10 protein-coding genes are annotated in these 13,022 nt (G+C 70.4%); 1 reads left to right on the forward strand and 9 read right to left on the reverse strand.

What is annotated here, in order from left to right:
• Positions 1 to 69: 69 nt before the first annotated feature.
• Positions 70 to 1,971 (reverse strand): galactose oxidase early set domain-containing protein, encoded by a 1,902-nt coding sequence (locus OG252_RS42555; RefSeq protein ID WP_266443901.1) that lies wholly within the window; start codon positions 1,969 to 1,971, stop codon positions 70 to 72.
• A 446-nt stretch (positions 1,972 to 2,417) separates the two neighbouring features.
• Here OG252_RS42555 and OG252_RS42560 point away from each other — a divergent pair, with 446 nt between their 5' ends.
• Complete coding sequence (locus tag OG252_RS42560; protein WP_266443902.1) at positions 2,418 to 4,337, forward strand: Dyp-type peroxidase; 1,920 nt, start codon at positions 2,418 to 2,420, stop codon at positions 4,335 to 4,337.
• Positions 4,338 to 4,444: 107 nt separating this feature from the next.
• On the opposite strand, the gene OG252_RS42565 is transcribed toward OG252_RS42560, so the two are convergent.
• From OG252_RS42565 to OG252_RS42600, 8 genes are read right to left on the reverse strand one after another with little or no spacing between them, the layout of a single operon-like run.
• The gene (locus tag OG252_RS42565) at positions 4,445 to 5,233 is read right to left on the reverse strand and encodes a class I SAM-dependent methyltransferase (RefSeq protein WP_266443905.1); all 789 of its coding nucleotides are present in this window, start codon (positions 5,231 to 5,233) and stop codon (positions 4,445 to 4,447) included.
• Positions 5,230 to 6,426, reverse strand: coding sequence for a cytochrome P450 (locus OG252_RS42570; protein ID WP_266443908.1), 1,197 nt, complete (start codon positions 6,424 to 6,426; stop codon positions 5,230 to 5,232). Before OG252_RS42570 ends, OG252_RS42565 begins: the two co-directional genes overlap by 4 nt.
• 21 nt (positions 6,427 to 6,447) lie before the next feature.
• A complete protein-coding gene (locus tag OG252_RS42575) occupies positions 6,448 to 7,707 on the reverse strand; it encodes an acyl-CoA dehydrogenase family protein (RefSeq protein ID WP_266443911.1) in 1,260 nt (419 codons plus the stop codon).
• Entirely contained in the window at positions 7,704 to 8,114 is a 411-nt protein-coding gene (locus tag OG252_RS42580; RefSeq protein ID WP_266443914.1) for a hypothetical protein, read from the reverse strand. The genes OG252_RS42575 and OG252_RS42580 overlap by 4 nt, the downstream gene beginning before the upstream one ends.
• Positions 8,111 to 8,557, reverse strand: coding sequence for a hypothetical protein (locus tag OG252_RS42585; protein ID WP_266443916.1), 447 nt, complete (start codon positions 8,555 to 8,557; stop codon positions 8,111 to 8,113). The genes OG252_RS42580 and OG252_RS42585 overlap by 4 nt, the downstream gene beginning before the upstream one ends.
• A 60-nt stretch (positions 8,558 to 8,617) precedes the next feature.
• Positions 8,618 to 10,276: a hypothetical protein gene (locus OG252_RS42590; protein WP_329342910.1), complete on the reverse strand. Its 1,659-nt coding sequence runs from the start codon at positions 10,274 to 10,276 to the stop codon at positions 8,618 to 8,620.
• On the reverse strand, positions 10,267 to 11,037 hold the full coding sequence (locus tag OG252_RS42595; RefSeq protein WP_266443920.1) for a nitroreductase: 771 nt from the start codon (positions 11,035 to 11,037) through the stop codon (positions 10,267 to 10,269). The genes OG252_RS42590 and OG252_RS42595 overlap by 10 nt, the downstream gene beginning before the upstream one ends.
• 22 nt (positions 11,038 to 11,059) lie before the next feature.
• The gene (locus OG252_RS42600; RefSeq protein WP_266443922.1) at positions 11,060 to 12,502 is read right to left on the reverse strand and encodes an arsenate reductase/protein-tyrosine-phosphatase family protein; all 1,443 of its coding nucleotides are present in this window, start codon (positions 12,500 to 12,502) and stop codon (positions 11,060 to 11,062) included.
• Between the last annotated feature and the right edge of the window lie 520 nt (positions 12,503 to 13,022).

A 13,022-nucleotide genomic window follows, 5' to 3' on the forward strand; every position in this document is an offset into this window, starting at 1 on the left:
CTACCCGCGGCGAAGGGCGACTGACGGACATCTGCCCTGGTCAGCCGCCCTCGACGAGGTGACTAGTCGTTAATCGCGGCCCGACGGGGACACGCCCTGAGCGGGCTCCAGCTTCACCCACTTCGCGACGCTCGGCACGCCCCGCTCGTCCAGCAGGAACAGCATGTGCCACCCGGGCGGGGCGTCGGCCGCCGTTTCCGGGGTCCGCAGGCTCAGCTGGTTGCCGTCACGGCTGTTGATCTTCAGCTTCAGGTGGCGCTGGCTGGGGTTCGTCGAGTGCGTGGCGGTCGTCGGCGCCACCAGGACGGCGCTGTCCACCCGTCCCGGCGTGGAGGTCTGCACGGTGAAGGCGGAGTCGTAGCGCAGCGCACCGGCCGGGGCCCTGTTCAGCTGGGGCCGGTTGCCGACGTGCAGGTACCACGGCTCGAACATCTCGATGCTGCCGTGCATGTCGTCCTTGATGTCCGGGTCGTTGGCGATCTGCTGGGCCTCGTCCCCGGTGACCAGGATCCGTCCGTCGGGCATGAGCACCGCGTTGGAGTGGTAGCCGCGCGGCAGCCGCTGCACCGGGCCGAGCCTCCAGCTGCCGTTCTCGTCACGCGTCTCGGTGTGGCGGTACTTCGGCAGGGCGTTCGGGTTGTACAGGCCGTTGCCGTAGTTGCGGATGTGGAAGGAACCGTTGACCGTGAACAGCTTGCCGTCCGGCAGCATGAGAGTGCTGTCGTTCGCCCGGCCGAAGGCTCGGGCCTCGCGCTTGTTCCAGGTCTTCCCCTTGGTCAGCTCGTAGGTGTTGGCGTCGTCCCGGTTGCCGCCGAGGAGCAGGACCGAGTCGGGGCCCTGGAAACCGTTGGGCAGCGGCACCGCGGAGCCGTAGATGCGTTCGGCGTTGCAGCCCTCGCCGTTGCCGTCCCTCGCGTCCTTGCAGGGGATGTTGGGCCGGTCCGGCAGACTCGCGCGGGTCTCCGTGCCGAGGTCGAAGACGTACTGCTCGTTGAGCATCCGGCCGAGTCCGTAGACCTTGCCGTCGCGCAGTGTGAACAGGTGCGGATAGTCCCTGGTGAACGGCGCCTTGGCACGGAACGTGTCGACCGGTACGTTCGCCGGCACGTCGCCCTTCTGCCACGGCACCGGGTGCGACTTGGCGGGGAAGCGCTCGACGATGGAGGTGGGCGTCCCCCAGCCGAGCTCCGACTGGCCCGACATGATGAGCAGCCGGCCGTCGGGCCCCTCCACGACGCCGGGATACCACCGGCCGACCGACATGTCCGCGTTGCGGTGCCAGGTCTCGGTCCAGGGGTCGAAGACGAGCGACAGCTTGGCGCCGCTGCCCCCGTTGCCACCGAGGTTGCCGCCGAACACCCCGAGCATGCCGTTGGGCAGGAACGCGTGGCCCGAGCAGAAGAACGGTGCCGGACGCGCCTCGTTCTTGCCGTCGGGCATCACCACCATGGGCGGAGGAACGCTCTTGAAGGCGTCGCCTCCCGTGCCCTTGGCCGGGTCCCACAGATACGCGCGGCCGGCGTTCTCCTTGCCGATGACGTCGGTGGGAGCCGTCTCCTTCTGGGGGTTGTCCTCGATCGGCTCGAAGGAGAAGAGGAGCACCTTGCCGGTGGGCAGCATGGCGATGTGGTCGCCGTAGTCCGGTGAGGGGAAGTACTCCGCGAACCGGCCGAACTTCTCGGGCGCGTACTGCTTGTTGGTCTCCGCCTGGGTCTTCGCCAGCTCCTTGAGCCTCGCCGTGCGGGTCGACTGCGGGTACTCGGCCAGGGCCTTGGCCGTGGCCCGCAGGCCGGCGTGCTCCTTGGCGTGCGCCTCGCCCAGGACGGCGGCCTCGTCGTCTCTCATCTCCTTCTTGATCTGCCGGTCGGTCACATGGACCTTTTCGGAGTCGTCCGCGTCGGCGACTTCGCTGTGATGGGCCCCGTCGTGCGCATACGCGGAAGGCGCGGCGAAGACCGTCGTGGCGGTCACCGCGGATACGAGTGCGCACGCCAAAAAGGCCGCGGAAATCTTTTGTGGGGACATGGCTCTCCTAGCCGTCCGAGGACATGGGGGAAGCGGAAAGCAGTGAAGGGGAAGCAGGCAGCAGAAAAGGGGAGAAGAAAGCGAACGAGGGTCGCGGCGGATGCGCCGGAAGGGGTATTTCCAACCTTTCCATCAATCGGTTCGTTGTAACATCCGAAAACACGTACGAGCTGTCACTCACTCCTTGCGCAGCGGTACGTCACGTCGGCGCAACTGGTGGTGAATTGGGGCATCAGAGCAGGTAGACGGGATCGTTGGAGACGTGCGCTCCGCCAACCGGGTGAACACCACGGCTTTTTGTGTATCACCATCAGGCGCGTCCCTATCGTCAATTAGGACGGGGTAGCAGGAGCCGACACCATTCCGCCGAATTCTCCGGAGGAACCGCACGCATGGCCACAGCAACGACCGATCCCCACAACCTTTTCCTGCGCGAGGACGCCGAGACTCAGGGAGACGTGCTCGCCGGGTTCAAGAAAGACCACATGCAGCTGCTTTTCCTGCGGTTCGAGGACCAGCAGCCGGCGCGCACGTGGTTGAAACAGTTGCGGCCGCTCATCGCCACGACCAAACAAGTGGCGACATTCAACAAAGAATTCTCCCGGGCCCGCTCGTATTCGGGCGGAGACGACCCGAAGAACCTGAACGCGCTGTGGTACGGCATCAGCCTCACCTTCGAAGGGCTCACGTTCCTCGCCGGCCACAGCCCCCTGCCCGGCGTCGACGGCAACAGCACCGATGGCCCGCTCAAAGCCTTCTTCGAAGGCCCGGCCAAGCGGGCGCCGGCACTCGGCGACGCGGGTCAGAACGCCCCGCAGAACTGGCTCTTCGGCAACTTCGGCGACGGACGGGTCCACGCGGTGCTCACCCTCGCGGCCGACCAGCCGCACGCACTGCGGGCCACCCTCGGAGACGTCCGGCAGGATCTCGCCCGCGCCAAGATCGTCACGGTCTACGAGCAGGAGGGCGCCACCCTCGAGGGCCCCCGCCGGGGCAGGGAGCACTTCGGCTTCAAGGACGGCGTCAGCGAGCCGGCGATCAAGCACCTCGACGAGCCCGACCCCGAGAACCCGGTCTACGAGAAGGGCCATCCCGGCACCATCCTCGTCAAGCCCGGCGAGTTCGTCGTCGGGCTGGAGCGGGAGCGCCCGCACCCCCTGCCCTACCCGGAGTGGGCGCAGCACGGCTCGTTCCAGGTGGTACGCCGACTGGCCCAGGACGTCCCCGGCTGGTGGGCCGGCGTGGCCGCGCAGCTGAAGGTGCTGAAGGAGGCGAAGGCGGCGCCGCCGGAGGCGACGACCGAATGGCTGGCGGCCCGGCTCGTCGGACGCTGGCGCTCCGGCACCCCGGTGGCGAAGTGTCCGCACGCGGACATGTCGTACAACGCGGAGTCGTCGAACGACAACCTGATCTCGTTCCGGGACGATCCGAAGGGGACGACCACTCCGCTCTGGTCCCACCTGCGCAAGACCAACCCCCGCGACGGCTTCCCCGTCAGGGACAAAGAGGGGGAGTTCCACCCGGACACGAAGTTCAACCACCGCCGGATCATGCGCCGCGGCATCCCGTACGGCCTGCCGTTCGACCCGTCCGCCTCGGCGCTCAACGGTCCGGACGCGCCGCGCGGCCTGGTGTTCGTCTGCTATCAGGCCGATCTCTTCCGGCAGTTCGAGTTCATCCAGCGGGACTGGATGAACGACGAGACCTTCCCCAAGCCCAACCCCGACACCCATCACGAGCAGGTGGACCCCGGCCCGTTCCCCACCGGCTCCGACCCCGTGGCGGGCGAGGAGACCGTGGTCCGCTGGGAGCGCCCCCAGGGTGGCGAGCCGGTCGCGCTGAGCTTCGCGCAGTTCGTACGGACCGAGGGGGCGGTGTACGCCTTCGCGCCGTCGGTCTCGGTGATCGACCAGCTGGCCGAGGGCCGGATGAACACCAACATGGTCGTCTCGGGCTTGACGATCTTCACGGTCAACAGCTTCGACAACACCGAGCGCGACACCGTCGACTCGGGCACGGTGCGGCTGTTCCTCCGGCCGGACGGCAACCTCGTGGTCATCGACAACAGCAACGAGCGGATTCTCTGGGCCGCGAACACCGCCAACCCGGCCGGCGCGAAGACGCAGGCGAGGTTCGCCGACGGGGAGCTGTTCGTCTGCACCGTGAAGGAGGGCAACCAGATCGACCAGAAGCTCTGGAGCTCCGGCACCGCGGGCAAACCCGAGGCCAAGCTCGTCGTCCAGATGGACGGGAACGTGGTGATCTACCACCGCGGCGAGGCGATCTGGCACACCGACACCGCACTGCGCTGATGCCCCACCGCGCGCGTCACCCCCTTCAGCCCACCCGCCTCCCCAAGGGCGGGTGGGCGCTGGGGGCTGTGCGCAGGCATGCCGGGCCCGTCAGTCCTTCGAGCCCGTCACTCCTTCGGGCCGATGAGACAGCAGTGCTGCCGCTCCGGCGCGGCCGGCGGGCGTACCTCGGCTGCCGGGAAGAGCGATCTCGCGTGGTCCGGGCTCCACAGCACGTCGTACCGCCCGCAGGGACCGACCGGGGCGCGGGCGTCGAACAGCAGGGTGTGGTCCACGACCGCGCACCAGCGCGCCTCGCGCGCCTGCTCGACGACGGCGTCCAGGCGCGCCGGAACCGGGAGCGGCTCCGGCGTGTTCCCCAAGGAGCGGCTGCGCAGCCGCCACCGCACGTTGGACTCGTGTCCCTCACCCCGCGGCGCCCAGTCCGGGGCGATGAAGGTGAAGGCGACCACCCCGTCCTGGGTCAGAAGCGACCGCAGCGCGTGCACCAGTTCCACGGTCTCGTCGTCCGGTGTGTGGGTGAAGACCGAGTAGGCGAGGACGAAGTCGAAACGCGTGTCCAGGTCGGGCAGTCGGAGCCCGGGGACACCGCCGGGATTGAACTGCGGGTTGTACCGGTCGTAGAAGATCCAGTGGGCCCGCGGGCTGCGCCGCCGACCCTCCTCGATCGCGGGACGCGACACGTCCACACACCAGTACAGCGACGGCTGGACGCGTCCCGCCGCCTCCTCCAGGAACGTGCCGACGTTCCCGCCGAAGTCCAGCACCCGGCGCCCGGACCAGTCCGGTCGGCCGAGTTGGGAGTCGAAGTAGGCGAACTGACCGGTCTTCGTGGAGATGTAGGACGCCTGGCGGGGCGAGGCGTCACGGTGGGCCGGAGACGGAATGGTGCTCACCAGGTGACGGGAAGGGCGGCGATGGCCTGGATGCGCTGGTGCCCCTTCCAGCCGGCGGACGCCTCGGGAGCCGCCGGCCGAAGCGTGGGGAAGCGGGTGAGCAGCGACGTGAGGGTGATCCGGAGCTCCGCCCGCACCAGGTGGGAGGCGAGGCAGCGGTGGATGCCGTGGCCGAAGGTCACATGCGGATTGGGATCACGGCCCAGATCGAGGCGCTCGGCGTCGGGGAAGACCTCCGGGTCGTGGTTCGCGGAGTTGATCGAGACGACGACGGACTCTCCGGCACGGACGCTGACCCCGGCGATGTCCACGTCCTCGGTGGCCACCCGGATCTGACCGTCCCTCAGCACGAGGTGATACCGCAGCAGTTCCTCCACCGCGCTCTCCGCGAACGCCGGGTCGTCCCGCAGCCGTGCGAGATCGGCGGGCCGGTGCAGCAGCGTGTGCAGAGCGGAGGCCAGGACGGCGGTGACGACGGTGTGGCCAGCGAACAGCAGACTGACGCCGAGGCCGGTCAACTCGGCGTCGGAGAGCGCCCCCTGCTCGTCGTGAGCGGTGACCAGGGCGCTGAACAGATCGTCGCCGGGCGTCGCGCGCCGGGCGTCCATCAGGGCGGCCAGGTAGTCGCACATCTCCCGCTGAGCCGCGGTGATCCGCTCCAGGGGGCCCTTGCCGTTCATCGTGTCCGTCAAGGCCAGGATCCGGTCGCTGTCCCCGGCCGGAACGCCCAGCCATGCGCAGATCACCGCCACGGGCAGCGGGCGTGCGAAGCCGGCGACCAGGTCGGCGGGCGGGCCGGCCTCGGCCATGGTGTCGAGCAGACCGTCGGTGATCTTCTGGATCACCGTCAGCGACCGGTGGACCTGCCGCGCCCTGAACTCCGGCATGACCAGCTTCCGCAGCCGGGCGTGGTCCGGCGGCTCGGTGTCCCGGATGAGGGCGACACCGGACGGGAACGGGGTGGTGAACAGCCGGGGCGCGTCGGGACCGCTGTGTGCCGTGACGCTGAAACGCCGGTCGCGCAGCACCTGGCGTACGTCCTCGTACCGGGTCACCAGCCACACCTCGTGTCCGCTGGCGACGACCACACGGGTCGCGGGTTCGTTCTCACGCAGCCGGGCCAGCCTCGCGAACACCTCGGCGTGGTCCCGGGTGTCGAAAGGGAAGGCCACCGGCGGGCTCGGGACGGGCATCGAAGCCACTCCTCACTCGACTCAGGGCTTGTGGAAGGACGGGTCGTGGTCGTCGCCGAGCGCGGCGCGGCCGATGGTGGCGAGGATGTGGTCGTCGTTGTCGTGGCGCTGGTAGAAGGTCAGGTCGCGCAGGATCCGCTCCACCGGGCTGGGGCGCACCAGGCTGCGGGCGCCGCAGGCACGGATGCAGTGGTGCACGGTCTCCTCCGCCAGGTGTTCGATGACATGCCGGGCCTTGCTGCCGGCGATCCTGGCCTCGTCCACCCGGCCCTCGTCCCACAGCGCGGCGACATGGCGCAGCCACAGGCGGGCGGTGTCCACGTTGACCGCCATGCTGCCCGCCCGCTGCCGCACGTACGGGTCGGCGCCCTTGTCCTGCTTCCTGATGTACGCCAGCCCGTAGGCGCACGCGGCCTGGGCGGCGCCCAGGAAGCTGGAGGCGTAGTGGGGGACGAACGCGGACTGCCACTGCCCGCTGAGATAGCTGCCGGGTGCGCCGATGAGGTGGTCCCGGGGAATGAACGTGTCGTCGAACCGCACCAGGTGACTGACCGTCGCGCGCATGCCCACCGGATCCCACCACGTGCCGTCGACGCTCACCGTCGGGTCCGACAGATCGCAGGCCAGCATGAGCAGTTCACTGCCCGCGGCCCTGCCGCTCGCGGCTGCCCGGCCGTTCGGGGCGGGTTGCGCGTGCCGGGCTCCGCCGGGTCCCGCCGGGTCGACGAACAGGATGGCCCACTGGGCGCCGGTGGCGCTGGTGGCGAACGCCTTGGTGCCCCGTACGGTCCAGCCGCCCTCGACCGGGGTGAGCGCGGTGCCGAAACGGCTGGTCTCCCCGGGCTTGGGAGCCCGGGGCTCGCCGCTCCAGGCCACCCACTTCTCCCCGCGCCCCACCACGCCCGCGAACCAGCGCCGCTTCTGCTCGGGCGTTCCCAGGGCGTCGATGAGCACCAGGGAGTTGGCGTGCCCCTCCCAGCAGCGCGCCAGCGACAGATCGGCCGAGGCGAGCGTGGTGGTCAGGTCCCACAGGGGCAGCGTGTTGCGCTGCTGCGGTCCGAAGCCGAGTCCGCCGTACTCGCGGGGTACGGCGGCGGCCAGCAGCCCGGCCGTGAAGAGGTCCTCGAAGTCCTCGGCCGGGAAGGCGGCCCTGCGGTCGTAGTCGTCCGCGCGGGCGGCGAACGTCTCGGCGGCCAGCTTCCGGGCACGGTCGAGGGCAGCGTGGTCTCCGAGAACCGGAGCGTGTGGATGCTGAGGGCCGTGCACCAGGTCGGCGGTCATGGGAGGGGTGCCCCTTCCGGTGGTTCGGGCGGCTGGGCGAGTCCCGGACGGTAGTAGTGGGCGCGGTACATCACGGGCGGCATCCGCAGGTCGTCGGGGTGGGCCATGTGAACGTCGATGGTCAGCAGGCCGCGGTTGAGATAGCCGCACAGGATGGCGGTCCGGGCGCCGAGCCGCCCCTCGGCGAGGAAGCCCACGGCCGGGCCGTCGCCGCCCGCGTCCACCAGCGGCGTGGCCGCCAGTGCGGTGTGGGTGTCGGGGACGCCGGGGCCGCCCTCGGCGATACTCAGCGCGAGCCGGTCCTCGTCCGCCACGGCGTCGACGAGCCGGATGCCGATGGCGGTGGTGTCGAAGTTGACCCACCCGCCGGCGAGGTCGGCCAGGTCGGTGTGCGGTGCCGTCGTCATACGGCCTCCTCCGCCCGGTGGAAGAACGAACGGGTCCACTGGCCGGTTCCGCCGCCGTCGAAGGGCACGCTGGAGGCGGTGGTCACCAGGATGCCGGTCTTGTAGTAGGCGGACAGAACCGTGCGGAACCCGCCGAGTTCGTAGACGGCGGAGAACGACCAGGCCACGGATGGCACGCCGGGCGCGGTGTAGACGGCCGCCGGTACCTCGCCCCAGTCGCGCGGTCGCCCACCCGCCGCGGAGCGGCCGTCAGTGGGGGTGATGCCGAAAGCCCGTACGGTCAAGCCTGTTCCGCACGCGGCGACGGTCAGCCGGAGTGGGCCCTTGGACACCGCTCCGCGGTCGGTGTTGAGCCAGTCGCCCGACAGGGCCGATAGGTCAGGGGCGTCCGGTGCGGGCGGCGCGGCAGATGATGTCGCACCGGCCGCCGAGCGGATGGTCACGAGGTGCTCTCCTTTCCCGGAGGTTCGCCCCGCGGTCTTCCGCGGGGGCTGTCCCGGCCGTCATACGCCGGGCGCCAGTCGTAGGCCGTCGGCTGGACCATGAAAGGCGTCGGGGCCGTTCTGTCCTGGCGGGCCGACCGCTGGAGCCCGCGCACGGCCGGCGTACAGGGCGCGCAGCACGGCGGGAGGCATCGGATGCCCCGTCAGCAGCCGGAACTGCTCCCGTACTTCGACGAGCAGCACCTCCCAGCCGTCGATGCCCAGCAGACCGCGGGCGCGCGCCGCCTCCATGAGTGGGGTGGGCGGGTCTCGGTACGCCATCTCCAGCACGGTGGCCTCGGGGTCGGCCGACGCGACGGGAAAGGGCGGCCGCTCCACCAGCGGTGTGGCCTGGACCAGCACGCCGTAGCCGGCCGCGCTGAACCCGGACAGCGGTACGAAGCGGACGCCCATGCGGCGTGCGGAGTCCCGGCCCCGCGCGTCGCACCGGTTGACGAGGGTCACCTGAGCCCCTGCCCTCAGCAGGGCCACCGCGACCGCTCGCCCGGCCCCGCCGCATCCGACGACCGCCGCCCGCAGGCCCGCCGGGTCGATCCCGGCCCGGGCCAGCGACTGCAGGGCTCCGACCGTGTCCGTGGTGTCGGCCCGCCACAGCCCCTCCTCCCGCCACAGGAGGTTCGCCGCCCCGCACTGCAGGGCCGTCGGGCTCGCCCTGTCCGCCAGCGCAAGGGCGGTCTCCTTGTGGGGGGCGGTCACGGTCAGCCCCCGCACGGGCAGTCCGCTCTCCTCCCCGAAGCGGACGGCGGCCCGCCAGAACGGCGCCAGTGCCTCCACCTGGAAGGGGAGATACAGCGCGGGCAGGCCCAACGTACGCAGCGCGGCGTTGTGCAGGCGCGGCGACAGCGAGCGCCCCGAGTTGCGGCCCGCGATGCCGAAGAGGCCGCGCAGCCGGGGCAACTCGGGCAGCCCGTAGTCGGTCACCAGTTGCCCGACGCTCGGCATGCCGTCCGGTCCCGGCGCCGAGACCCGGCCGAACACCACGGGCGCGCCCAGCCAAGGGGCCAGGATGCGGGTCCAGCTGCCGGCGGGTCCGGACGCGAACGCGGTGACGTCCCCGCGCCCGAGGCCGGCCAGCAGCGACGGAGCCGCCGTGATGCCGTACTCGTCCGCATACTGTGGCTGTGGCTGTGGCTGTGGCTGTGGCTGCGGGGTCGGGGTCGGGGATCGGGCATCGACATCGAGGAGATACAGCGCCGCGGGTACGGTCCGCAGGGAAGCGAACTGTTCCCTCAGGGCCGCGTGGCCGTCGGTGCCCCGCCCGGCCGGAAGGGGCCCGTGCCAGGAGATGCGCCGCCGCCGCGGGGGCACGGCGGCCAGCAGCTCCGGTCGCGCCGGATCGTCGGGCCACTCCAGATCGACCACGTCGTAGTGGTCCGCCGCGCGCAGCAGCCGCGTGAACCGCTCCGCCGGGACGAGGCCGCGGCCGCCGCCCTGCGCCCGGGTGCGCAGACAGTACGTGAGAGTGCCCGTGAAGTGCTTGCGCAGCTGGGCCGGATCGGGGTCGCCGAGCAGGTCGGCCCGTACCTCCAGGGAGTCGGCCACCCCGTCGAGGGAGCGCAGGCGGGCGTTGCTGAGGTCGTCGGGTTCGGTGGCCACAGCCACCAGCCGGGCCCGGCGCACCGCACCGGGGCGGCCGCCGCTCCCCTCGGTCAGCTCCAATGAACGTACTCCTCAAGGCGAGCCCGCTGCGGGACGAACCGGTTCACCGGGGCCGCCTCGTCGGGGTACCCGACGGCCAGGGTGCAGACGATGAGCCGGTCGGCGTCGATGTCCAGCTTCCGGCGCAGCGCGTCCGCGTAGCCCGCGACGCTGAACTGCGGGCAGCTGCCGAGTCCTCGGGCGACCAGGCCGAGCATGACGTTCTGCAGGAAGAGGCCGGCTTCCAGGAAGGTCCCGGGTACCGCGTCGCCGGGGACGTGGCAGACAAGGGCGGCCGGTGCACCGTAGAAGTGCAGGTTGTCGCGGAGGTGGGCCCGGGCGGCCGAGGGGTCGTCGGGGGCGTGGCCCTTGGCGCGCAGCACTCCGGCCAGGGCCGCCCGGGCGCGCTCGGCCGCGATGTCGTCGAGCGTCGGCGTCCGGTTGGCGCAGTCAGGCCGTGGCGGTTCTCCGCGGTCGAAGCCCTCACAGAGCGTGCGGGTCAGCGCGTCCAGCGGGCTGCCGGTCACCACCGTCATACGCCACGGCTGGATGTTGCGGCCGGAGGGCGCCTGGCCTGCGGCGAGGAGCACCTCCGCCAGGACGTCCCGGGGCACCGCCCGATCGAGGAAGGCGCGCTTGCAGTGGCGGGACGCGATCAGGGACAGGCCGTCACAGGGCAGGTCGCTGTCCGTGCTGCCGTCGTACGCCACGAGGTCCGGCGTCAGCTCCTTCGCCAGCTCCTTCGCCAGGTCCTCATGCGGGGGCTCGTCATGGACCGTCATGGGTACGTCACTCCCTCGCGCCTCAACTGAGCCCGGCCGTGCGGACGTCGGGGCCGGGACCGCTGCCGAGGAACTCGTGCAGACGGGTGCGGACCAACTCCTGGATGCGGTCGGCGCACTGGCGGTAGACCTCGGGTGGCTGCCCCTCGGGGTTGGGGACGTCGCCGTGCGGATCCAGGCAGTGGGTGCGGCTCTTGGCGTCGGGTGCCAGGGCGACCACGGCGTCGCGGTGCGAACGCGTCATGCAGTAGATGACGGAGCTGTCGCGGCACAGCCTGGCGGTGACCGGCCGTGCCCGGTGGCGGCGGGGGTGTGCGGGGCCGGGTACGCGCCGTATACCGAGCTCGGCGAGAGCGGTCCGGGCGGCGGGGACCAACGGCGCTCCGGGGCGTGCGGGGGAGACTCCCGCGCTGGTGAAGCGCACACCGCGCGCGCTGCCGTCCGCCTGCGTGGCATGGGTGCGGGCGATGACCTCCGCCATGGGCGAGCGGGAGGTGTTGCCACCGCAGACGAACAGCACCTGCCGCGTGCGGGTGCCGCGTTCCCGCCACCAGGAGACCGCCGCGGGGTAGGACAAGGACGCGATGGCGGTGACGATGAAGACCAGCGCGAGAAGCTGAGCGTTCCCCGGCACCGGCAGCCCGGCCAGCCCGGCCAGGGCGTAGGAGGCGACCAGGCCGGACAGCAGACTGGCGCACCGGTTGGCCGGGACGCACCAGGTGTACACGCGGCGGTCGAGGTAGATCAGCGTGCCGAAGACGAACAGCACCTCGTACGCCATGCCGATACCGACGGCCGCCCAGGCCGTCGAAGTGCCGAGGAAGGTGGTGAACCCGGTGCGTAACTCCGCTTGCCCGCACAGGGCCGCCGCCGCCAGGATCCCGACGAGGAAAACCGGCGCGGCGGCGTGCTCCTCCACGAAATAGCGACGATCGGTTTCCTTCACTCCGGTTTTGGCCACGCGGCTCATGATCTCGAACCGCCCCACGTAACCCACGAGATAGGTGAACACGCTCAACACCGTCGCCAGGGTGAGGTGGTAGCTGTTCACATCACCGAGAGCCACCGAAACCGCCATCAGACTGAAGGCCAGTCCGGCCCACGCCGAACCGGGAACAATGCGTTTACGCGCCGAGTCGACCAGCGGCGAAAGGATCAGCACACCCCCGCGCATCAGAAGCAGCACAAGAAGGATGGAGACACCGGCGAAGGTGAAATTCAGCGTGGTGGTGCCGATGATGAGCGCGGTGAAGAATCCCGCCACCAGCGTTTCCCTGCCCGGCAGGCGGACGCGGCCCACTCCGGGAATCTCACGCTGCCCCGCGTATCCCCACCATCCGCTCGCCATCAGGAAGAGCGGCATCACGACGAGCTGGCCCAGGGCGGCCGCCGGCAGAAGCACCAGGCCGTCGACCGGTTCTCCGGCCAGCGGCGAAACTCCGCTGGACACCGCTTTCACGAGCATGGCGTAGGGAATATAGGCAAGAAAGTATCCAAGCGCGAGCCAAGCCATTCGCGTGACCCCCCGGGAGTTCCCCAGCAGTAATGCCGGTAATTCTCGGCGAAATGTACGGAAGGAATTGTGCTGACGATCTACACCCCCGCCGGTCCACGCGTCGACCAATGCACCGACCTTGATGAGTGTGCAGGGATTCCGTGTCCCGCGCAAGTGCCTCAACTTTCCGCCGGCACAGGAAGGTTTCCTTCAGGCCACTGCAATCGGCGTATTATCCGACGTCGCACAGGCGCACGATTTATGTATTAGGGCGTGCGCCCCTCTGTGCGCCGGTCGAATGCGTCCATTCTCTGCTTGTGCGACTTGCAGGCCTCCTGGAAGGGCCGTAGCGCGCGAAAAAGGAAAAGTGTTGCGCAGGTTGAAATCGGGGCGTTCGGTGGTCCGATCGCGTGGTGGTGCATGGTCAGTGCGGTCGCGCAAGGCCCGATTGCGCGGATGGAGACGGCGGCCGGATCGAGGCGGGAGGGCG

It is taken from the genome of Streptomyces sp. NBC_01352 (assembly GCF_036237295.1).
Classification (GTDB): domain Bacteria; phylum Actinomycetota; class Actinomycetes; order Streptomycetales; family Streptomycetaceae; genus Streptomyces; species Streptomyces plumbiresistens.